Consider the following 20,279-nt stretch of genomic DNA (forward strand, 5'->3'; position numbering starts at 1 on the left):
AGAGGTGTGCGATGAAAGTCATGGTAACCGGCCATCAAGGCTACATAGGCTCGGTGATGGTGCCGATGCTGCTCCAGGCCGGTCATTCGGTGACCGGCTACGACAGCGATCTCTACCGGCGCTGTACCTTTGTCGCGGGCGGAACGCGGATTTCGATTCCCTCGATCCACAAGGATGTCCGTGACGTTTATGCGCGCGATCTCGAAGGGTTCGACGCCGTCATCCACCTCGCGGCTCTCTCCAACGACCCGCTGTCCAATCTCGATCCGGACATCACTTATGAGATCAATCACCGGGGCAGCGTCCGCTTCGCCGTCGCCGCCAAGGAAGCGGGCGTGTCGCGCTTCCTGTTCGCCTCCTCGTGCAGCAACTACGGGCAGGCGGGCGACGGCATGGTGGACGAGACGGGCGAGCTGAAACCCGTCACGCCTTACGGCTGGTCCAAGGTGCTGTCGGAGCGGGACATTTCCCAACTGGCCGACAGCCGTTTCTCGCCCGTCTATTTCCGCCCGGCCACGGCCTACGGCCTGTCGCCCAGGCTGCGCTTCGACATCGTCCTGAACAATCTCGTCGCCTGGGCGGTGACGAAAGGCGTCATCCTGCTGAAATCCGACGGAACGCCGTGGCGGCCGATCGTCCATATCGAGGACATTTCGCGGGCCTTTATCGCCGGGCTGGAAGCGCCGCGGGAGGTCGTCCATAACCAGGCCTTCAACGTCGGGCGGACCGATCATAACTACCGGATCTGTGACATCGCCGAGATCGTCGCCGAGGTGGTGCCGGGCTGTCGGCTCGAATATGCCTCCGACGCCGGGCCGGACAAACGGTCCTATCGCGTCAGCTTCGACAAGATCGCCCGCGCCCTACCCGCCTTCAAGCCGCAATGGGACGCGCGCAAGGGTGCCGAGCAGCTTTACCGGGCCTACCGGAAATCGAACGTCACGCTCGAGGACTTCGAGGGGCCGCGCTTCCAGCGGATCGGCCATATCAAGTATCTCATGGCCAAAGGCTTGCTCGACGGGCGGATGCGGTTGTCCGAAGCACCGAAAGCCCTGGTAGCGGCGGTGTAGCCGGCATGGAGCACGTCAACCCCGGCGCGCTTGCCCAATCGGCCTCTGCGGGCATCGGTGAGGACATCTACGATCTGGCCGCACGCCTCTATCCGATCTGCAGGAGCATTACCGGGGACGGCGTGCGGCAAACGCTGGACATGCTGTCGGACCATATCGATCTGAAACGCCACGAAGTGCCCAGCGGAACGCAGGTGCTCGACTGGGTCGTTCCTGCCGAATGGACCGTTCGCGCGGCGATCATCACCGGTCCGGACGGGCAAAAGGTCGTCGACTTCGCCGACTCCAACCTGCATGTGGTCAACTACAGTCAGCCCTTCACGGGAGCCTTGCCGCTCGGCGAGTTGAAGGCGCATATCCATACGCTGCCGGACCAGCCGGACCTGATCCCCTATCGCACCAGCTACTACGCGCCGGCATGGGGTTTCTGCATGGCACATGCGCAGGCGGCTGCCCTGCCCGACGGCCTCTACCATGTGGAGATCGATGCCGAACTCAAGGACGGCAGCCTCACCTATGGCGAATACCTGCACCGCGGGCAATCGGAGCGGGAATTCCTTCTATCGGCCCACATCTGCCACCCCTCGCTCGCCAACGACAATTGCTCCGGCCTCGCCTTGCTGGCGCTGCTGGCGAAAAGCCTGAGGGCAAGGAAAACGCGTTACAGCTATCGTTTCCTGTTCGCACCGGGCACGATCGGCGCGATCACCTGGCTGTCGCGCAACGAGGATCGACTGCATCTCATCGACCATGGTTTGGTGGTCTCCTGCGTCGGCGACGCTGGCCGACCGACCTACAAGCGAAGCCGGCGTGCCGACGCTTTCATCGACCGTGCCATGGCTCATGTGCTGGGTACCGAACCCGGCGCGCGGTTGCTCGATTTCTCGCCCTATGGCTATGACGAGCGGCAATATTGTTCGCCGGGTTTCGATCTTCCCGTCGGCATGTTCCAGCGGAGCGTCCACGGCGAGTTTCCAGAGTACCATACGTCGGCCGACAATCTCGACTTCATCGCTCCCGAACATCTGGAGGACTCGTTCCGTATCCTGACGGGGGTGATCGACATCGTCGAAGAGGACTGGACGCCGCTGAACCTTTTTCCCAAGGGCGAGCCGCAACTCGGCCGGCGCGGTCTCTATGCGGCCCTGGGCGGACAAAAAGCCTCGGGCGCAACCTCGATGGCGCTGCTGTGGGTGCTCAACCTGGCCGACGGCAGGCATTCGCTGCTCGCCATGGCGGAACGCTCGGGCCTGCCCTTCAGCGAACTCGCCGCCGCTGCGCGGCTCCTGGTGGAGCACGGTCTGCTCGCCGCCGCTTCGTAGGCTCTGTCCGATGCGCTAGCGGACGGGCGGCCACGACCGGTCGCGTTCCGACATCGCCGTCGGGCTTTCGGGCCAATCGATCGAGAAGGCGGGGTCGTTGTAGCGCGCGCCCGTCGAAGCGTGCGGCGTGTAGAACTGGGATATGAGGTAGGAGACCTCGGTATCGCCGGTGAGCGTCTGGAGCCCGTGGGCGAAGCCGGCGGGAATGTAGAGCTGCCGGCGGTTCTCGTGCGTCAGCTCGAAGCCAAGCCAGCGGTAGCGGGTCGGCGAATTCGGCCGCATGTCGACGACGACGTCGAAGATCGCCCCGCGCACGCAGGAGACGAGCTTGACCTCGGCATACGGTTCCCTCTGATAGTGCAGCCCCCGCAGCGTTCCCCTGGCGGTCGAGCAGGAGCGGCTGTGCTGGACGAAGCGCGTCACCAGCCCGCAATCGGCCATCTCCTTTTCGCAGAAGAAGCGGGTAAACGAGCCCCGGTCGTCGACCATCGGCGTCGGCTCGATCAGCCAGACGCCCTTCAATTCCGTCTCGGTAAACCGCATGGCACTCCAGCCCCCGGCGGCCGATCACGACCGGCGCCCCGATTTTCCGGGGGCCCGGTGCGCGCCGGAAGAGCTACCTAAGCGCTAGCCGGCTTCTCCGATAGCGGTAGGGCGGGATGGGCCGCCTGACCATTCGGCGGTCGCGCCGTCACCGCCGCCTGTCCCTTTCCCTATTAAGGATTAAGGTCCCCGTCGGATTGGCAAATCGAACCCCGCGTTCCTCCCCCCTAGCCTGCCCAGGTGCCACGAAGGCACGGCAGGCGATGCCAGGCCGGCGCGCCTGCGAATTTCAACCGGCCGGCGGGAGCGGGGAATGAACATTCAGGCAGTCGAAATCGTTCGCGAAGCCAAGGCCGCGCACGCGTTTGCGGGGTGCAGACTGTGCGGGTCGCGTTTGCGTCACACTCTGGTCGACCTCGGCATGTCGCCGCCTTGCGAGAATTTCCTGCGGGCCGACCAGCTCGACCAGATGGAAGCCTACTATCCGCTGAACGTGCTGGTCTGCGACACCTGCTATCTGGTGCAGCTCAAGGAATATATGAGCCCCGAGTCGATCTTCAGCGAGTACGCTTATTTTTCCTCCTACTCGGCAAGCTGGGTGGCCCATGCGAAGGCCTATTGCGAGGCCATGGCCAAGCGGCTCGACCTTGGTGGCCACAGCCTTGCCGTCGAACTGGCGAGCAACGACGGCTATCTGCTGCAGCATTTCCTGCCGCTCGGCGTACCGGTGCTGGGCGTTGAGCCGGCGGCCAATGTCGCGCGCGCCGCGATCGAGAAGGGCGTGCCCACCCGCGTCGATTTCTTCGGCGTCCGGCTGGCGAGGCAGATGGTGGCCGAAGGGCTCCGCGCCGATCTCATCACCGGCAACAACGTGCTCGCCCAGGTGCCCGACCTCAACGACTTCGTTGCTGGCATGAAGATATTGCTCAAGCCCGAGGGCGTCGTCACGCTGGAGTTCCCGCATATCGAGCGGCTGATGGCGGAGAACCAGTTCGATACGATCTACCACGAGCATTTTTCGTATTTTTCGCTGTTGACCATCAATCTGATGGCCGCCCGCCACGGGCTGCGGTTGATCGATGTCGAGGAACTGCCCACCCATGGCGGCTCGCTCCGCGTCTATCTCACCCACGAGAACAGCAGCCGGCCGGTCGGCGAAAGGGTCGGCAGGCTGCTCGATCTCGAAAAGCGGCACGGGCTGACCGACATGGCCACCTATGCCTCTTTCGGCCACAAGGCGCAGCGCGCGAAGCACGATCTGCTGGCGTTCCTGATCGCGGCCAAGAACGAAGGCAAGAAAGTCTGTGGCTACGGCGCGCCGGGCAAGGGCAACACGCTGCTCAACTATTGCGCCATCGGCACAGACTTCCTGGACTTCACGGTCGACCGCAACCCCTACAAGCACGGTCGTTTCACGCCCGGCATGCACATCCCGATCAGGCCCGTCGAGGCCATCGACCATGCCAAGCCCGACTACATCCTGATCCTGCCGTGGAATCTCAAGGCCGAGATCGTCGAGCAGATGCATCACGTATCCGCATGGAACGCGAAATTCGTGGTGCCGATCCCCTTCGTCACAGTGATCGATCCATCGGAGTTACCGAGATGAAAGTCGTCTTGTTCTGCGGCGGCCGCGGCACGCGCATCCGCGATTATTCCGAGAGCATTCCCAAGCCCATGATCCCGCTCGGCCATCAGCCGATCCTGCGTCATGTCATGCAGTGGTACAGCGACTACGGGCACGACGAGTTCATCCTGTGTCTGGGCTTCAAGGCTAACGTCATCAAGGATTTCTTCCTGCACACACGGCCGGAGACCTTTTCCGACTGTGTGGTTTCGCATGGCGGGGAAAGCATCGAGCTGCTTGGCGATACGGTCAAGGACTGGAGCGTTACGCTGCTCGACACGGGCATCTGGCGCAACATCGGCGAACGCCTGTGGGCCGCGCGCGACCACGTCAGGAACGAGAAGATGTTCCTGGCCAACTATTCCGACGGGCTGACCGACGTGAACCTCGACGACATGATCGCCAGGTTCGAGGCAAGCGGCAAGATCGGCTGCTTCCTCGCCGTACACGCGCCGTTGACATACCATCTGGCCGATATCGCCGAAGACGGTCGCGTCCGCGAGATCCGTCCGGCAGAAACCTCGGAGATCTGGATCAACGGCGGCTACTTCCTCTTCCGGCCCGAAGTCTTCGACTACATGCGCGACGGCGAGGAACTGGTGATCGAGCCCTTCAAGCGGCTGATCGACGACAACATGCTGATGGCCTACAAATACGAAGGCTTCTGGCGCTCGATGGATACGCTGCGCGACTGGCAGTCGCTCGAAGACATGGTCGAGAAAGGCGACATGCCGTGGAACATGAAGGTCGCCGCCGAGAAGAACAGGCGCTCCATCATGCTGGCCGCGTCATGAAGGCACTCGGCCTCGCGCGCCCTGGAGAAAAGCTCTCGATCCTCTGCCTGGGCGCCCATTCCGACGACATCGAGATCGGCGCCGGCGGCACGATCCTCTCCCTGATCGATTCAGGCGTCGAACTGCACGTCCATTGGTGCGTGCTGAGCGCCGGCGGCGAGCGCTCGCACGAGGGGCGCGCATCGGCGGAAGCCTTCCTGAAAGGAGCGGCGTCGGCCGTCGTCGACGTTGCGGATTTCGAGGACAGCTACTTTCCCTCCAACAGCCGGTCGATCAAGCGGTGGATGATCGACCTCAGGGCGCGCACGCATCCCGACGTGGTGTTCACGCACGCCAGGCGGGATGCCCATCAGGATCACCGGGAGGTCAACCAGCTGACCTGGAACGTCTTTCGCGACCATCTGGTGCTCGAATACGAAATCCCGAAATGGGATGGCGACCTCGGCCGGCCGAACGCCTATGTGCCGCTCGCCGCCGCGCTTCTCGAACGCAAGGTCGAGCTTCTCCATGCGCATTTCGGAACCCAGCGTTCCAAGGACTGGTTCGACCGCGAGACCTTTATAGGGCTTGCCAGGCTGCGTGGCATGGAATGCCGCGCGCCCGAGCATTTCGCCGAGGCTTTCACGCTCCGCAAGGCGAGAATCCTCTAATGAACATCTCGCCAAGAAAACCGTCAGCAGATGTCAGTGGATGACGGGCGAAAGCCCTTTTAACCTATCTGCGCATCTGCTAATGAGCTTTTATTATTTCCCGGCGCAATAAAGTTCGCAGAAACGGCCGGCAAAGAAAAAATCAAAACAAGCACATTTTTTCAACGCATGCAGAAGTGAGGGGGAGGGTTCATCAAGGTGGACCACGCAAGATTTGCGGACGGGTTTTCGCTGAATGAAGCCCGTATCGGTACGGTCGAGGGCGGAGAAAGCGGCGTTCTTGTCTGGAAGTCCGACCAGCTGGTCGCGATCCTGACCAGGATCGATGAGGAAGAATACGCGACAAAAGGCAAGTGGTTCCTCGAGACGGGTTTCGGGCGTCTGAGCGGCCAGCACAGAAATTTCGATACGATCGAGGAAGCGGTAAGCTGGGTAGGCCGGCACACTTTCTCCGATCTTGCCTGCTCCGCCGATTGACGGCCGATCCCGCCGGCCGCCGTATCGTATCCATGGCAATGGAGTCCGCGAAGACGTGACCCGCGCGGACTCCAGCGATACGAAAAATCCTTGGCCTACTTTTCGGTCAACATGCCTTCGGCGAAGAGATCGTTGACCTTGTAGGCGACTTCCGTGCGATTGGTCGCCTTCAGTTTCTTCATGATGTTTCGGATATGGACCTTCACGGTGCTTTCGCGCAGGTTCAATTCATAGGCGATGATCTTGTTCGCCTTGCCGCGCCGGAGCGCCTGGGCGACCTCGGCTTGCCTGAGGGTGAACATGCTCGACAGGGGTTGCGTGTCGCGGTGGCCCGAGTCGATCAGGTGCCGGACGGAGAGGACGCTGCTGGCGGGCACGAAGATGCCTCCCGCCACTGCAAGGTTGATCGCCTCGACGCAGACGTCGATGCCGACCGACGTCGGGATATAGCCTTTTGCGCCGCATTCGAGCGCCGCCAATATCTGTGCAAGATCCTCGTTGTCTGCCAGGACGACGACGGGAACCGCCTTGAATTCGGACGCTATGCGGGCGATTTCGCCGGCCGTGGTGGGATCGGTGACCTTTCGACCGCCAAGATTGAAAAGTATGGCGACCAGCGGAGGAGCGGAAGCCTTCTTCACGCCCCAGTCTTCGATCGAACTGGCGGCGACAACCGCCATGCCGAGCTGGTGATCAACGAGAGCCGACGCGAGACATTCCCGATCGAGCGCCCTTCCATCCAATATGAGAAGACATTCCTTGTAGAAAGCACTGTCGGTTCCCCCCATGGGAACCACTGGCTGTCGTGCGGCCGTGTAACTATGAAGTCCCGCTGTTGAACTCATCGCGCCCACCTTTTGAACAAGGCGTTTCCCGGGCCGGCAAATCTTGGTTCCACGATCTAGAAGAATGACCCCGCCCTAAGAAAGCCTGAGACTGGATTGCATCGGCGCAACTTCGATGGCGGCCCTGCCGATGCCTGAATTAAGAACCGTCTCGTACATACTATGGGTAATTTACCGGCGGTCTCTAACTTGGGTTAATTTTTTATAAATATCTGGGTCGAAAACGTATCTATGAAATGATCAAAATTCAGTGAGCGCGACACTGTATTGCCGCACGGCATCTGCGAGCTGGAAACAGCTGGAGAAAGACTGACTAGGAGGAGAATACTAGGTCAGGTACTCTCTTTCGAAGCCTGATAACTTTATAAGATTTCTGCGGTCAAACATCTTTACATGACCGGATTTGAAAGAGACCAGATCGGCCTTCCGCAGTTCCCTCAGCGTCCGGTTAACATGGACAGGGGTCATGCCCAGGATGTCCGCAAGCTCGTTCTGGGTGAGAGGACAGTCGTATTCCTCATGGGCCGACAGGCCGACATCGGTCAGCCGCTCATCCAGTTCGAGAAGGAAATGTGCGGTCCTGCATATCGCGTTCCGTCGCCCGATATTTACCAGGTGCTCGGCAAGAATGGCGTTCAGGCGCGCCAGCGACCGGGTGATCTTACGGGCGAGATCACCGTCCGCCAGGAAATTCTCGAGCAACACCCTTGCCGATATTTCATAGACGGCCACCTCCGTTATGGACATCAGCGACGCGAAACGTGGTCCGCTCATGGACCGCAGGCCGATAGTGTCGCCCGCAAGTGGAGTGTCGAGGATTTGACGTTCTCCGTCCGGCAATTCGCGGTAAAGGAGGCACCAACCCGATTTCACGATGAATATCGTGTCGTTTTCATCATCCTGGCGGCAGAGGATCGAATGCGGTTTGTAGACTTTCGGGGCAACCCCGACATGATTGTTGTTGCCCCAGTCGCTTGTCGATGGAGCTCCCCCGGCCGGATGTGATGCCAAGAACTGCGACAGTGTCTGCATGAAGACCTGCGAGTTTTCACAACCTCAACACAACTTGCAATGCTTGAATATGAAGCGCCAGATCAAGGCGGCCTTGTGGCGGCAAGCTGGGTTTTCGTGCTCGCAGACACTTCGCGTGACAAGCGGCGGCCGGCTGGATCATCCTGGCGTCTTGCACATACCAAGGCGATAAAAGATAAGGGTGCATTGTAACAGCGCGTAGACGTTCCGACGGCTTCGCTGTTACTTTCATGCTATTCCTTGCCCTGCCGCCGGCCCGCCGACCCTGATCGTGACGGAGCCGGTTGTGCGCATGCGCAGCCGGTGCTGCCCGAGCAGGATGGCCGTGCGCCTTGCGCGGGCCCTCGTGGCGGAAACAACGGCAAAACCGATGAAGAAGAGGAGGCCCGGGTCGGCGCTGCCGCCGGAAACGGTATTGGCGACGATGCTGGCGAGGGCAGCGTTCCTGACGCTTGCGACCACGGCGCAGGTTTCCGGCTCCATCCACTGCCGCATCCTTGCGGTTCCGATGGCGAGGATGCCGACCAGGATCGCCATCATCAGCGATCCGAAGGCGCCAAGCTGGGAGAGAACTGCGATCGGCCAGCTCGATGCCCGCGAACTGCCGAAGCCGATTCCCAGCCCGCTGGTGTCGAGGAAAGACTGGAGGCTCTTGATGTTCCAGTAGGCCCGCTCCTCGCCGGAGGCGGAGGTCGCCTTGTTGATAAGGGTCGTGTTGATCAGGCGCACGAAAGGATCCAGGGCGCCGGCGTTGTAGAGGCTGATGCCCATGACCGTGACGGCAGCCAGGACGACGATGACCAGGATCTGTATCTCCTCGCGCTCGAATCGCCCTTTGAAGGCCGACACCGACATCGAGAGGGCGACCGGGATGCACAGGACCGCCAGTCCGACATAGGCGGTCGAGGACGTCGACAGAACGGTCAGCAGCAGCAGCAGCCCGGTCAGCCATTGCGCAAGGCGCGAGCCGGCCCTTCTCCAGTAGGTATAGCAGAATGCCAGGCAGGCGAGGGACGCGCCGGCGAAGGAAGAGGCTTCGGAAAAGGCGCCTGTGATCCGCGCGAACCCGGCCTCGACCGCGTCCGTCAGAAGGGCGTAGCTGGCGGTCCTGATCGGAGCGAGCAGGTCTCCCGCTCCGACGTTCTTGCCGACGAGGTCGATCAGTCCCATGCCCGTGTGCAGGCAGCACCAGAGGAAGAAACCGCGGCGCAGCTCGGCGATCTTGTCGGCGCGCAGAAGCAGCACGCAAAGCGCGATGGCGGTGAGGCCACCGAGAATGAAATAGCCCGTCTGCGAAATGTTGGCGGAGACCGGAGCCAGGGAAGCTTCGACGATCGCGCCCCGGGTCTTCGACTGGACGAAGACGGCAGTCTGGCCTGCGAAGAACCTTGGAAACAGCCACGCTCCGATGGCCGCGTATGTCATGAGGCTTATCAGAATCCAAAGCGAGCGGATGCTCCCCAATGCGCCGCCAAGCTCATACCAGATGTGGCGTCTCGCAGTGACCGCCGTCACCAGCAGAATCGCGAACAGCGTATAGATGAGAGGAGAGGAGCCGCCGAGCGACGTCAGGGTCATGGCGGCCGTCGAGCCGAACGCAAGCGACGCAAGCAGCCCGACGATCAGCGTGCCACGCGAGTAGAGCGCGACGATCAGGATGATGGCGCATACGCTCAGTCCCGCAATCGAGAGCTGCATGGTCGCCGGCCTTTCCGCTTCAGTCCCGGTCTCGATGCCTGCCAGGCGGCAGAGACTGCCCCTAGACTGCATCCTTCGGGAGATGGCGGGGAGAGACAAGGCCGCTAAATGAGGTAGCCGCCGGGCGCCCCGCAACGGAAGGATGCGCGGAAGATACGCCTTCCGGATGAGCCGTCTCCAAGGTCTTGATTTGCGACCGTCGCGACGGGTGGCGTCGCGATCCGGTCGAATATCGTCATGTCGGGATACCAACTTCCATATTGACACGTATCCTCAAGCTGTTGATCGATGCCGTTCCGACAAGGCTCAGCGCGAAGGCGCGGGACAATTTTCCAGGATGAGCGACATGGCCGCCATGCTCGGCGAGTCCGTCGGCGACCCCTGCCTGCGCAAGGATTGACCCATGCCGTTTTCCACCGAGAGACCGTATGCCATGACAGATTCCTATCCGTTCCGCGACCCCGCCAATCCCGGCGCCCCGGTCATCCCGCGCCCGGACTGGGACCGTGCGCCATGGAATCGCTGGACCTTCCAGCATGTGCGCGAAATGATGCCGACGGCGCAGGTCTGGCGTGGGAAGGGCCCGGCAAGCCCGTTGCCCGAGGCACATCAGGACATCGACCGGATCGGCTTCGAGGTCGATGGCCGCCGCGACACGATCGCCGGCTTTCTCGGCACCAGCTTCAACGACGGCCTGCTCGTCCTGCATCGTGGCAAGATCATCGCCGAGCGCTACCACAACGGCATGAGCGCACACACGCTGCACCTGTCCCAATCGGTGGCGAAATCGGTCGTCGGCACCGTCGCTGGTATCCTCGTTGGCCGCGGCGTCATCGATCCGGCGGCGCCTGTCACAGAATACCTGCCCGAGTTGGACGCCACCGCCTATCGTGGCGCGACGGTGCAGAACGTGCTCGACATGACGAGCGGAGTGGTCTTCGACGAAACCTACACGGCGCTCGATTCGCATATGGCCAAGATCGACGCCGCCAGCGGCTGGAAGGAACGCCGGCATGCGGATTGGCCGGCTTCGGTGTGGGAACTGATCCTGACGCTGACCGAGACGGAATGCGCCCATGGCGCATCCTTCCGCTATCGCTCGGTCGAAACCGACGTGCTGTCCTTCGTCCTGCAGCGCGCCACCGCGACGCCGCTGGCGGAACTGGTGAGCCGCGAATTGTGGGCGCCGATGGGAGCCTGGGAGGATGCGTGTTTCACCGTCGATCCGGCCGGCTACGCGCTCGGCGACGGCGGCTTCAACGCCACGCTGCGCGACTACGGACGTTTCGCCCTGCTGCATCTGGGGCGCGGTGAGATCGATGGCCGCCGCATCGTCCCGGCCGCCTGGATCCAGGAAATCACCGCTGGAGCGCGGCCGGCGCTGTTCGGCGGTGTCTACCATGAGGTGCTGCCCGAGGGCGCCTACCACAACCAGTTCTGGATCGAGGGCGGTAAAAGCGCTGCTTATATGGCGCGCGGCGTGTTCGGCCAGCTGATCTACATCGACCCTGCGGCCGATTTCGCCGCCGTCATCCTGTCGAGCTGGCCGGATTTCGTCGATGCCGTGCGCACGCGCACCGCCATCGCTGCCGTCAGGGCCATCCGCGACGCGCTGGAATTGGCATGACCGGACGCCGGAATGGCCTCGCTGGCCTCAATCGGCCTTGGCGCTCTGTCTCGTGATCGAAAAACAGGATAGGGCTTCATCCAAGCCGGGCCCGTGGCCCATGCGTTCCTGAACTTCGGAGAAAGATAACGTGAGTTCCCGACCCAACCAGCTGGCGATCGAAACCAGGGTGATCCACGCGGGTCAGCAGCCGGATCCCCTGACGGGCGCCGTCGTCCAGCCCATCTATACGGCAAGCACCTTCGTGCAGGACGGGATCGGCAAGAACAAGGGCTACATGTATTCGCGCAGCGGCAACCCGACGCGCGCGACGCTGGAAGCGTGCCTCGCCGATCTCGAGGGCGGGCGGGCGGCATACGCTTTCCCGACCGGCCTTTCTGCGGCTGCCACCATACTGGAGCTGATGGATGCAGGCGCCCATATCGTCGCGCACCACGACGTCTATGGCGGCATCTACCGCCTGCTTTCGAAGGTGCGCAACCGCAGTGCCGGGCTCAAGGTCGACTTCGTGAACTTCGCGGACGTCGCGGCGTTGCGCCGGACAGTGACGGCCGAAACCCGGCTGCTCTGGTTCGAGACCCCATCGAACCCGCTGCTTGAGATCGTCGACATCGCGGAAGTCGTCAAGATCGCGCGCGAGCGCGGCGCGCTGACGGTTTGCGACAACACCTTTTCATCTCCCTGCTGCCAGCGGCCGCTGGAAATGGGCGTCGACATCGTCATGCATTCGGCGACGAAGTTCTTGAACGGTCACTCCGACCTGCTGGCAGGCGTCGTGGCGCTCTCCAACAGCGTGCCGGACGATCTGGCCGAGCAACTGGGATTCCTCCAGAACTCGGTCGGAGCCGTGCTCGATCCGGTAAGCTGCGCCACGCTGCTTCGCTCGCTCAAGACCCTGGCGGTGCGCATGGACCGGCACGTCGAAAATGCCGCCAGGATCGCCGAGTTCCTGGACCGGAACCGCGCGCGGCTCGGTATCGAGCGGCTGATTTTCCCGGGACTCCCGGATCATCCCGGGCACGAGATAGCCAGGCGGCAGATGAAGGGCTTCGGCTCGATGATCTCGTTTGCCGTGTCCGGCGGACAGGCGCGCGCCAACCAGGTCGCCCAAAATCTCGACCTGTTCGCCTACGCCGTCAGCCTGGGTGGCGTCGAAAGCCTTATCCAGCACCCTGCAAGCATGACGCACAAGGTGGTGCCGCTCGAGCAGCGCGAGAAGCTGGGCATCACCGACAATCTGCTGAGGGTGTCGGTAGGAATCGAAAACGCCGCCGACCTGATTGCCGATCTCGAACGCGCCTTGTCGCGTTGAAGAGTCGGTAACGGACGGTGGAACGTTATCGCAGGTGGCTCTACCTCCATCTCATGGAGTGGCAAAAGGCCTGACCTCGTAAGTCTTCGTCGGCTCTTGGGGGTATTCCCAGGTCGTCCGGCTCGACGCCCGGCATGTCGCCGGGCGCCGCCGGTTCTCAGCCGGTGCGGCTGATCGCTGCCTTGACCCGTTCGGGGCGGAACGGCGTCTGCCTCAGCCGCACGCCGATGGCGTCGTAGACGGCGTTGGAGATCACCGCCGCCGTCGGGCAGGTCGATGGCTCGCCGCCGCCATAGGACGGGTATTCGGGCCGGTTGTTGACCAGCACGATGTCGATCGTGTCCGGTATCTCGTTGAAGCGCAGGATCGGATAGCCTTCCCAGTCGCGGCTGGTCACATGCGCTTTGTCGAAGGCCACCTCCTCGTGCAGGGTGCGGCTGAGCGACTGGATGACGTTGCCCTCGATCTGGTTGTGCAATCCGTCGGGATTGACCACCAGCCCGCAATCGTGCGCCACCACGACGCGCTTGACGCTGATGGCGCCGCTCTCGCGGTCCACCGTGACGTCGGCGATGGTGGCGACGCGCACGTCGTCGCGGTTCACCCAGGCGATGCCGCGACCCTTGGCGAGCTTGCCTTCCTGTTGCGGGGCGGGCGACGGCCGGTTCTCCCAGCCATAGGCCTGCGCCGCCGCGCGCAGCACATCGATGGCGCGCTGGTCGGCAAGGTATTTCAGCCGGAACGACAGCGGGTCCTGGCCGGCGGCGGCCGCCATCTCGTCGATGAAGGCTTCCATAGCGTAGGTCGTCTCGAACTGCGCCGGCGAACGCAGCCATGCCGTCAGCAGCCCGACGCGGCCCATGCCGTGATTGGCGACATCGGCGTTGTCGAAGGTGTAGGCATAGTTGATCGCCGCGTCGCCCGAGCCCTCGCTGCCGATCTCCGGCAGGCCGGCAAGCTCGACGGCTATGAGGCGCGTGTCGCCGGTCGTCGGTACCCACATATGATGGCGCCAGGCGACGACGTTGCCGTCCCTGTCGAGCGCGCCGGTCAGGTCCTGCACGATGGGCGGGCCTTTCGGCTCCCAGCCGTGCTCGTCCCAGCGCATCCATTGCACCCGCACCGGCTTGCCGACCGCCTGCGACATCAGCGCGGCATCGGGAATGACGTGCTCCAGCCCGTTGCGGCCGTAAGCGCCGGACGCCTCGAACCATTTGACGTCGATGCGGTCTTCCGGAATGCCGAGCATTTGCGCCATGTCGGCGCGCATCTGGTGCGGCATCTGCGTGCCGGCCCAGAAGGTCGCGCTGTCCTCCTGCACGTCGGCGATGGCGCAGGACGGCCCGATGCTGCCGTGCATCTGGAATGGCGTCTTGTAGGTGGCCTGGATCGTCTTTTCCGCGAAGGGCAAGGCGAGGTCGACCGAGCCCTTGGCGGCGACGGACGTGTTGGTGCCGGCCGTCTTGCGCAGCGTGTCCCACACGGCATCCTGCTCCGGCAGGCCCTGCCAGTCCGACCATTTGGCCTGGCCGGCGCCTGGGCCTTCCGGGTCCAGCCCGGAGCCCAGCTTCTCGGCGGCCTGGATCGCCGCCCATTCCGTCTCGGCGACGACGCCGAGGAAATTGCCCTTGCGCACCACCTGGACGAAGCCCTTGATGTCCTTCAGTCCGGTGTCGTCGACGCTCTCCAGCGTCGCGCCAACGCCATAGGGCCGCACGACGCGGCCGTGCAGCATGCCGTCGACCTTGACGTCCTGGATATAGGTGAACTGGCCGGTGACCTTGCCGGGAATGTCCTTGCGCCGCACCGGCTGGCCGACGACGGAATAGGTGGACGGATCTTTCACTGGCGCATCCGGCGCGACCTTCAGGCCGAAGCCGGTTCCGCTCGCGCCGATTTCGATGTCGAGGCGCTTGCCGGCGACCAGGTCGCCGAAGGTGACGGTCTTGCCCGCCGCGCCGATCACCGAGACGGCGCCTTCCTTGGCCTCGAGCTGTTGTGCCGGCAGCTTGAAGCGGGCGGCGGCGAGGTCGAGCAGCGCCTTGCGCGCCGCAGCCGCCGCATGGCGGATCTGCGGCCCCGCATAGCGCACGCTCATGCTGCCGTATGTCGGCCCCTGGTCGACCGTTTGCGAGGTGGTACCCATCACCACGTCGAGCCGGTCGATGGGAAACTCCAGTTCCTCCGCCGCGATCTGGGCGAGCGCCGTCTCGACGCCGGTGCCGGTTTCGACCTTGCCGGTGAAGAGCGTCGCGGTGTTGTCGGGATTGATGGCGAGCCAGGCGTAGAGCTTGGCGGAATTGGGCGAAGCGACCGAGTCGGTCGCCGCTTCCCCGGCTGCCATCACGGCGACCGGGTCGACGATCGCGAAAGCGACGACGAGGCCGGCCGAGCCCTTCAGGAAGGAACGGCGGTCGAGCGTGAGCGTGCCTTTGGCGTGCAGGTCTTCGGGGCGCGTGTTCATGGTCAGCCTCCGTTCGCCTTGGCGGCGCGTTCTACGGCGCGCACGATGCGCATATGGGTGCCGCAGCGACAGAGGTTGTCGTTGAGGGCGTCCTTGATATCGTCGCGGCTCGGATGCGGGTTCTCGTCGAGGAACGCTTTCGCCGTCATGATCATGCCGTTGATGCAGTAGCCGCATTGCGCTGCCTGCTCGTCGATGAAAGCCTGTTGCAGCGGGTGCGGCTTTTCCAGCGTGCCCAACCCCTCCAGCGTGGTGATCTTGCTGCCCTTGTCGAGGCTCGACAGCGGCGTGACGCAGGAGCGCGTGGCGGCGCCGTCGATGATGACGGTGCAGGCGCCGCATTGCGACAGGCCGCAGCCGAACTTCGGTCCGTGCAGCTTGAGGTCGTCGCGCAGGGCGTAAAGCAGCATGCTGTCGGGATCTGCCTCGACAGCATGATCCTTGCCGTTGACGTTGAGAGTGATGGACATCGGTAGCCTCCTGCCTTGCGGCGTGTCCGGGGCCATGCCGCTGGGTGGTCGTGCAAAGCACGATAGCGTGAAGAAGCTACGGCTGCGGGCGAGACACCGTCAACGGCGCGCTCGTTCAAAGAAATATGATCTGGTACAAGCACTATAGGGTTATTGCACCTTCGCCGACGCGCCCACGGCCGCAGCATGACCGCCGCCGTGACGAGGAACGGCGACAGGCGCCACGCTCCTGCCTGATCGTGCGGCGGACAGGTGGGCCGGCTTTCGAATGAGAAGCGGTCGAGCGCCTATGACTGGGGCGGCGTGTTTCATTCATATTTATGTTTGACTTGAAGCAATGCCGGCGGTACGTTTTTCTTCGCCTGTTAAATAAGGCAGGTGGCAACGGGGCCACCCTATCAGATCAAGGCAAAAGGGCCTCCCTTTGACTTCTGTCACGAAGTCATCGGGGGGCCTTTGTCGTTTAGGCGATACCCGACCGAGATGTGGGAACCGGCGCGGCGTTGCAGTGCAGAAGGGGAACTGCCGTGTACAGTCCATGCGGAAATTGCGACCGGGATAAAGGTGATCCGTGGTCGAAGCCGGTGCTTCCGACGATCATGCGGGCGCGGACAAGGACGTCCCATCGCGACGACGTGCCTCAACCCACGCAACGCGATCGGCCCAGGAGGGCGCAATGACCAAAACAAGCAACATCGATGCAAGAGACGACGTCGACCACGTTCTCGGCGAGGAATACGAGCATGAGCCTGTGCCGATGGCGGCCAGGCGCAGCGCCTTCTCGGTGACGACCGTCTGGATCGGCTTCCCGATGATCATCACGGGCGCCATGACCGGCTCCATCCTGGTGCTCGGCATGGGTTTCAGGAATGCCTTCTGGGCCATGCTGATCGGCAACCTCATCATGTTTGCCTATGTCAGCGCGCTCGGCGTGCTGGGAACGCGTCGCGGCATGAATTTCGCACTGCTCGCTTCCATCGTCTTCGGCAAGAAAGGCTACGTCTTCGCCTCCGGGCTGCTGTCGACCCTGCTGCTCGGCTGGTTCGCGGTCCAGACCGGCATCACCGGCGCGCTCATCAGTTCGGCCTACGGTCTGAACTACATCGCCATGACGATCGTTGCCGGCCTTCTCTATATCGGCATCACCTTCATCGGCGTGCACGGCCTGCATCTGATCGGGCTGATCTCGGTTCCGCTGTTCGTCGTCCTTGGCGGCTGGGTGGTGTTCGATTCCGCCTCGACCGCCGGCTGGGACGCTGTCTTCGCCTATGCGGGCAACAACGGCGCCGCCACCATGTCGATGGGCGTCGGCCTGACGGTGGTCATCGCGCTTTTCATCGACGCCGGCACGGTGAGCGCCGACATCAACCGCTGGGCCAGGGATTCGAAAAGCTCGATCATCGCCACCTTCTCGGCCTTTCCCTTCGCCAACCTGGCAGCCATGCTGGTCGGCGGCGTCATGACTGCAGCCCTTGCCGTTCCGGACGCCAATCCTTTCGGCGCCGACAACATGTTCGGCTACATGCACGCCAAGCAGATCGGCTGGCTGAGCCTGCTGGCCTTCCTGTTCCTCTACTGCAATCTCGGCTCGGTCTGTGCACACGTCCACTACCACGCCGCCACCGGCTGGTCGCGCATCATCGGCACCCGCATGCGCATCATGGCGGTGGTGCTCGGCATCGTCGGCATCGTCGTCGCCGCCGGCAACGTCTGGGCCTTCTTCATCCAGTGGCTGACGCTGCTCGGCATCCTCGTGCCGCCGATCGGCGCCATCATCCTCGTCGACCAGTATCTCTACAGGAAGAATGCGGAAATCAGCGAGGACTGGCGGCCGACCGCCTTCGTCGCCTGGGCAATCGGGTCGGCCGTCGCCTTCGTCGTGGACTTCTACGCGCCGCAATACTGCACCGCCATCTGCGCCATGCTCGCCGGCGGTGTCGCCTACGCCCTCATCGGCAGGCAGTCGGCCGTGGCAAGGGCACCGGCCTGATCCTTCACCGGAGGGGCCGGCCGTCGGCCCCTCCACCGTTCCAACAGAGAGTGATGCATATGGAAGACTACGAAACCTTCGACCTCGGCGCCTTCTCCTTCCAGCGCGGTGCCACGCTGCGCAACGCCAAGCTGGCCTACAAGACCTTCGGCAAGCTGAACGCCGCCAAGGACAACGTCATCGTCTATCCGACCTGGTATTCGGGCCAGCAGCAGGACAACTACTGGCTGATCGGCAAAGGTATGGCGCTCGACCCGGACAAGTATTTCATCATCATTCCCAACATGTTCGGCAACGGCCTGTCGTCCTCGCCGTCGAACACGCCCGAGCCCTACAATGCCGGCCGTTTTCCGAACGTCACCATCTACGACAACGTTCGCGCTCAGCACCGGCTGGTGACCGAAAAATTCGGTATCGAGAAGATCAGGATGGTGGTCGGCTGGTCGATGGGCGCCCTGCAGGCGTTCCAGTGGGGCGCCCTCTATCCCGACATGATCGACATCATCGTGCCCTTCTGCGGTTCCGCCAAATGCTCGCGCCACAACTTCGTCTTCCTCGAAGGCGTCAAGGCCGCCCTCACCGCCGATGCCGTCTGGGCCGAAGGCTTCTACAAGGAAAGGCCGACGCGCGGCCTGCGGGCCGTCGGGCGCGTCTATGCCGGCTGGGGGCTGTCGCAGGCCTTCTACCGCCAGGAACTCGACCTCAAGGACCTGAGCTATTCGAGCCTCGAGGATTTCCTGGTGGCGTTCTGGGAAGGCCACTTTCTCGCCCGCGATGCCAACAATCTGTTGGCCATGCTGTGGACCTGGCAGTACGGCGATATCTCCGACAATGACCTCTACAACGGCGACTTCAAGAAGGCGCTCGCCGCCATCAAGTCGAAGGCCTACGTCATGCCGTGTCGCACCGATCTCTACTTCCCGCCGGAAGACAGCGAGGTCGAGGTGGCGAACATGCCAAACGCCAAGTTGGTGCCCTTTGAATCCGTATGGGGGCATTTCGCCGGCGGTCCGGGCACCAGTCCGCAGGACGTGAAGTTCCTGGACGGCAAACTCAAGGAGTTGCTGGCCAGTTGACCCTGGTTGCAGCCGCGCCCAGGATGGAAGCGGCCGCAATCCAACAAGAGAAAAGCGGTTGGGGAACTTTGGGAGTGTATATTGACCAGATCAAGCAATACCTCCGAACCTTGGCGCGTCGGTGTCCTCTTTTCCCGCTCGGGCTTCATGGCCGTGATCGAGGAAACGCAGTTGAGAGGTACGCTGACAGCCATAGAGGAAATCAACGCCTCGGGAGGCATCAACGGCAGGCCGATCGAGCCCATTTGCTACGATCCGGCCTCGGAAGCGAGTGCCTTCGGGCGCTACGCCAAGAAGCTCATGGTCGAGGACGGCGTCAGCACCATCTTCGGCTGTTACACCTCGTCCAGCCGCAAGGCGGTGGTGCCCGTCGTCGAGCGTCTGAACGGCCTGTTGTGGTATCCGACGCTCTACGAGGGGTTCGAGTTCTCGCCGAACGTCATTTACACCGGCGCGACGCCGAACCAGAACAGCGTCGAATTGTGCCGTGTGCTGATGGAGCGGTTCGGCACCCGTTTCTACTTCATCGGCTCGAACTACATCTACCCGCGCGAATCCAATCGCATCATGAGCGAGCTAATCCGCAATAGCGGCGGCACCGTGGTCGGCGAATCCTATATCAACATGGGCGCTCCGCGTTCCGCCTTCCTGCCTGTCATGCGCGACGTCAAGCGGGCACAGCCTGACGTGATCTTCTCCACCGTCGTCGGTGACGCCACCGTCTATCTCTATCAGGCCTATGCCGATCTCGGGCTGAATCCGAAAGTGATGCCGATTGCTAGCCTGACCACGACGGAAGCCGAAATCCGCGCTATGGGCCACGACGTCGGCGAAGGCCATATCACGGCCGCGCCCTATTTCCAGGGCATCGGCAACGAGCGCAACTCGACTTTCGTGCGCCATTACCAGAAGCGCTACGGCGAGGACGAGCCGACCAACATGTGCCTGGAAGCGTCGTATTTTCAGGTCAACGTCTTCGCCAAGACGGTGGAGCAGACCAATTCGATCGACACCGAGATCCTGCGCGCATCGGTGATGGGATCGGAATTCGAGGCGCCGCAGGGCGATGTCGCCATCAATCCTCTTTGGGGCCATGCCGACCTGTGGACCCGCATCGGCCGCGCCAACAGGAAGGGCCAGTTCGACATGCTGTACGAATCGCCGAGTTGCGTTCGTTCCGACCCCTATCTGCTCGGCTATGGGCGCAGCCTCGGCCAGCGGAGCATGGAACTCTGTTAGCGCGGCGGCAGTCAAGCGAGGACAATCGTGCAAGAGACGATCG

At 62.8% G+C, this 20,279-nt stretch carries 17 protein-coding genes; 10 read left to right on the plus strand and 7 right to left on the minus strand.

From position 1 onward, the window contains the following. Positions 1–11 precede the first annotated feature (11 nt). Together FGU64_RS15210 and FGU64_RS15215 are read left to right on the plus strand one after the other, a co-directional pair. Positions 12–1,070, plus strand: a complete 1,059-nt coding sequence (locus FGU64_RS15210) for an NAD(P)-dependent oxidoreductase (RefSeq protein WP_139953956.1) — start codon at positions 12–14, stop codon at positions 1,068–1,070. Positions 1,071–1,075: 5 nt separating this feature from the next. After that, the gene (locus tag FGU64_RS15215) at positions 1,076–2,392 is read left to right on the plus strand and encodes a DUF4910 domain-containing protein (protein ID WP_139953957.1); all 1,317 of its coding nucleotides are present in this window, start codon (positions 1,076–1,078) and stop codon (positions 2,390–2,392) included. 15 nt (positions 2,393–2,407) lie between these two features. On the opposite strand, the gene rfbC is transcribed toward FGU64_RS15215, so the two are convergent. Continuing rightward, positions 2,408–2,935 (minus strand): dTDP-4-dehydrorhamnose 3,5-epimerase, encoded by a 528-nt coding sequence (rfbC, locus tag FGU64_RS15220; protein ID WP_139953958.1) that lies wholly within the window; start codon positions 2,933–2,935, stop codon positions 2,408–2,410. Between the two features lie 313 nt (positions 2,936–3,248). Between rfbC and FGU64_RS15225 the strand changes: the two genes are divergently transcribed. The 3 genes from FGU64_RS15225 to FGU64_RS15235 are packed head-to-tail and all read left to right on the plus strand — an operon-like array spanning position 3,249 to position 6,006. Then, positions 3,249–4,544: a class I SAM-dependent methyltransferase gene (locus FGU64_RS15225; protein WP_139953959.1), complete on the plus strand. Its 1,296-nt coding sequence runs from the start codon at positions 3,249–3,251 to the stop codon at positions 4,542–4,544. Further along, positions 4,541–5,356 carry a sugar phosphate nucleotidyltransferase gene (locus FGU64_RS15230; RefSeq protein ID WP_136357257.1) on the plus strand — a complete coding sequence of 272 codons (816 nt, stop codon included), beginning with the start codon at positions 4,541–4,543 and terminating at the stop codon, positions 5,354–5,356. The genes FGU64_RS15225 and FGU64_RS15230 overlap by 4 nt, the downstream gene beginning before the upstream one ends. After that, positions 5,353–6,006 carry a PIG-L deacetylase family protein gene (locus FGU64_RS15235; protein WP_136357255.1) on the plus strand — a complete coding sequence of 218 codons (654 nt, stop codon included), beginning with the start codon at positions 5,353–5,355 and terminating at the stop codon, positions 6,004–6,006. The genes FGU64_RS15230 and FGU64_RS15235 overlap by 4 nt, the downstream gene beginning before the upstream one ends. 93 nt (positions 6,007–6,099) lie before the next feature. Here the strand turns inward: FGU64_RS15235 and FGU64_RS23340 are convergent, their stop codons facing one another. The 4 genes from FGU64_RS23340 to FGU64_RS15255 all read right to left on the minus strand — a co-directional run bounded on the left by FGU64_RS23340 (position 6,100) and on the right by FGU64_RS15255 (position 10,058). Continuing rightward, positions 6,100–6,450 (minus strand): hypothetical protein, encoded by a 351-nt coding sequence (locus FGU64_RS23340; RefSeq protein WP_180375541.1) that lies wholly within the window; start codon positions 6,448–6,450, stop codon positions 6,100–6,102. Between the two features lie 128 nt (positions 6,451–6,578). Next, positions 6,579–7,271: a response regulator transcription factor gene (locus FGU64_RS15245; protein ID WP_230978740.1), complete on the minus strand. Its 693-nt coding sequence runs from the start codon at positions 7,269–7,271 to the stop codon at positions 6,579–6,581. A gap of 384 nt (positions 7,272–7,655) precedes the next feature. Beyond that, positions 7,656–8,360 carry a Crp/Fnr family transcriptional regulator gene (locus tag FGU64_RS15250; protein ID WP_139953960.1) on the minus strand — a complete coding sequence of 235 codons (705 nt, stop codon included), beginning with the start codon at positions 8,358–8,360 and terminating at the stop codon, positions 7,656–7,658. A gap of 228 nt (positions 8,361–8,588) precedes the next feature. Continuing rightward, the gene (locus tag FGU64_RS15255) at positions 8,589–10,058 is read right to left on the minus strand and encodes a hypothetical protein (protein ID WP_210239030.1); all 1,470 of its coding nucleotides are present in this window, start codon (positions 10,056–10,058) and stop codon (positions 8,589–8,591) included. A gap of 433 nt (positions 10,059–10,491) precedes the next feature. Here FGU64_RS15255 and FGU64_RS15260 point away from each other — a divergent pair, with 433 nt between their 5' ends. Both FGU64_RS15260 and FGU64_RS15265 read left to right on the plus strand, forming a co-directional pair. Continuing rightward, entirely contained in the window at positions 10,492–11,685 is a 1,194-nt protein-coding gene (locus FGU64_RS15260; protein WP_139953961.1) for a serine hydrolase, read from the plus strand. Positions 11,686–11,815: 130 nt separating this feature from the next. Then, on the plus strand, positions 11,816–12,997 hold the full coding sequence (locus tag FGU64_RS15265; protein WP_139953962.1) for a PLP-dependent aspartate aminotransferase family protein: 1,182 nt from the start codon (positions 11,816–11,818) through the stop codon (positions 12,995–12,997). Between the two features lie 157 nt (positions 12,998–13,154). Here the strand turns inward: FGU64_RS15265 and FGU64_RS15270 are convergent, their stop codons facing one another. Then, positions 13,155–15,461, minus strand: coding sequence for a molybdopterin cofactor-binding domain-containing protein (locus FGU64_RS15270; RefSeq protein WP_139953963.1), 2,307 nt, complete (start codon positions 15,459–15,461; stop codon positions 13,155–13,157). A 2-nt stretch (positions 15,462–15,463) separates the two neighbouring features. Next, positions 15,464–15,931 carry a (2Fe-2S)-binding protein gene (locus FGU64_RS15275; protein WP_210239031.1) on the minus strand — a complete coding sequence of 156 codons (468 nt, stop codon included), beginning with the start codon at positions 15,929–15,931 and terminating at the stop codon, positions 15,464–15,466. Positions 15,932–16,607: 676 nt separating this feature from the next. Between FGU64_RS15275 and FGU64_RS15280 the strand changes: the two genes are divergently transcribed. The 3 genes from FGU64_RS15280 (at position 16,608) to FGU64_RS15290 (ending at position 20,236) form a co-directional block, all read left to right on the plus strand. After that, complete coding sequence (locus FGU64_RS15280) at positions 16,608–17,921, plus strand: cytosine permease (RefSeq protein WP_139953965.1); 1,314 nt, start codon at positions 16,608–16,610, stop codon at positions 17,919–17,921. Positions 17,922–17,980: 59 nt separating this feature from the next. Then, on the plus strand, positions 17,981–18,997 hold the full coding sequence (locus FGU64_RS15285) for an alpha/beta fold hydrolase (RefSeq protein WP_139953966.1): 1,017 nt from the start codon (positions 17,981–17,983) through the stop codon (positions 18,995–18,997). Between the two features lie 81 nt (positions 18,998–19,078). Further along, positions 19,079–20,236 (plus strand): transporter substrate-binding domain-containing protein, encoded by a 1,158-nt coding sequence (locus FGU64_RS15290; protein ID WP_139953967.1) that lies wholly within the window; start codon positions 19,079–19,081, stop codon positions 20,234–20,236. Positions 20,237–20,279 lie beyond the last annotated feature (43 nt).

It is taken from the genome of Mesorhizobium sp. 8, from assembly GCF_006351905.1.
Taxonomy (GTDB): domain Bacteria; phylum Pseudomonadota; class Alphaproteobacteria; order Rhizobiales; family Rhizobiaceae; genus Mesorhizobium; species Mesorhizobium composti.

Bases quoted from the DNA above. Each gene is read 5' to 3' on its own strand.
- FGU64_RS15280 (WP_139953965.1), top strand. From the start codon at position 16,608: ATGACCAAAACAAGCAACATCGATGCAAGAGACGACGTCGACCACGTT.
- FGU64_RS15285 (WP_139953966.1), top strand. From the start codon at position 17,981: ATGGAAGACTACGAAACCTTCGACCTCGGCGCCTTCTCCTTCCAGCGC.
- FGU64_RS15230 (WP_136357257.1), top strand. From the start codon at position 4,541: ATGAAAGTCGTCTTGTTCTGCGGCGGCCGCGGCACGCGCATCCGCGAT.
- rfbC (WP_139953958.1), bottom strand. From the start codon at position 2,935: ATGCGGTTTACCGAGACGGAATTGAAGGGCGTCTGGCTGATCGAGCCG.
- FGU64_RS15210 (WP_139953956.1), top strand. From the start codon at position 12: ATGAAAGTCATGGTAACCGGCCATCAAGGCTACATAGGCTCGGTGATG.
- FGU64_RS15245 (WP_230978740.1), bottom strand. From the start codon at position 7,271: ATGGGGGGAACCGACAGTGCTTTCTACAAGGAATGTCTTCTCATATTG.
- FGU64_RS15215 (WP_139953957.1), top strand. From the start codon at position 1,076: ATGGAGCACGTCAACCCCGGCGCGCTTGCCCAATCGGCCTCTGCGGGC.
- FGU64_RS15225 (WP_139953959.1), top strand. From the start codon at position 3,249: ATGAACATTCAGGCAGTCGAAATCGTTCGCGAAGCCAAGGCCGCGCAC.
- FGU64_RS15260 (WP_139953961.1), top strand. From the start codon at position 10,492: ATGACAGATTCCTATCCGTTCCGCGACCCCGCCAATCCCGGCGCCCCG.
- FGU64_RS15250 (WP_139953960.1), bottom strand. From the start codon at position 8,360: ATGCAGACACTGTCGCAGTTCTTGGCATCACATCCGGCCGGGGGAGCT.
- FGU64_RS15235 (WP_136357255.1), top strand. From the start codon at position 5,353: ATGAAGGCACTCGGCCTCGCGCGCCCTGGAGAAAAGCTCTCGATCCTC.
- FGU64_RS15255 (WP_210239030.1), bottom strand. From the start codon at position 10,058: ATGCAGCTCTCGATTGCGGGACTGAGCGTATGCGCCATCATCCTGATC.
- FGU64_RS15275 (WP_210239031.1), bottom strand. From the start codon at position 15,931: ATGTCCATCACTCTCAACGTCAACGGCAAGGATCATGCTGTCGAGGCA.
- FGU64_RS15270 (WP_139953963.1), bottom strand. From the start codon at position 15,461: ATGAACACGCGCCCCGAAGACCTGCACGCCAAAGGCACGCTCACGCTC.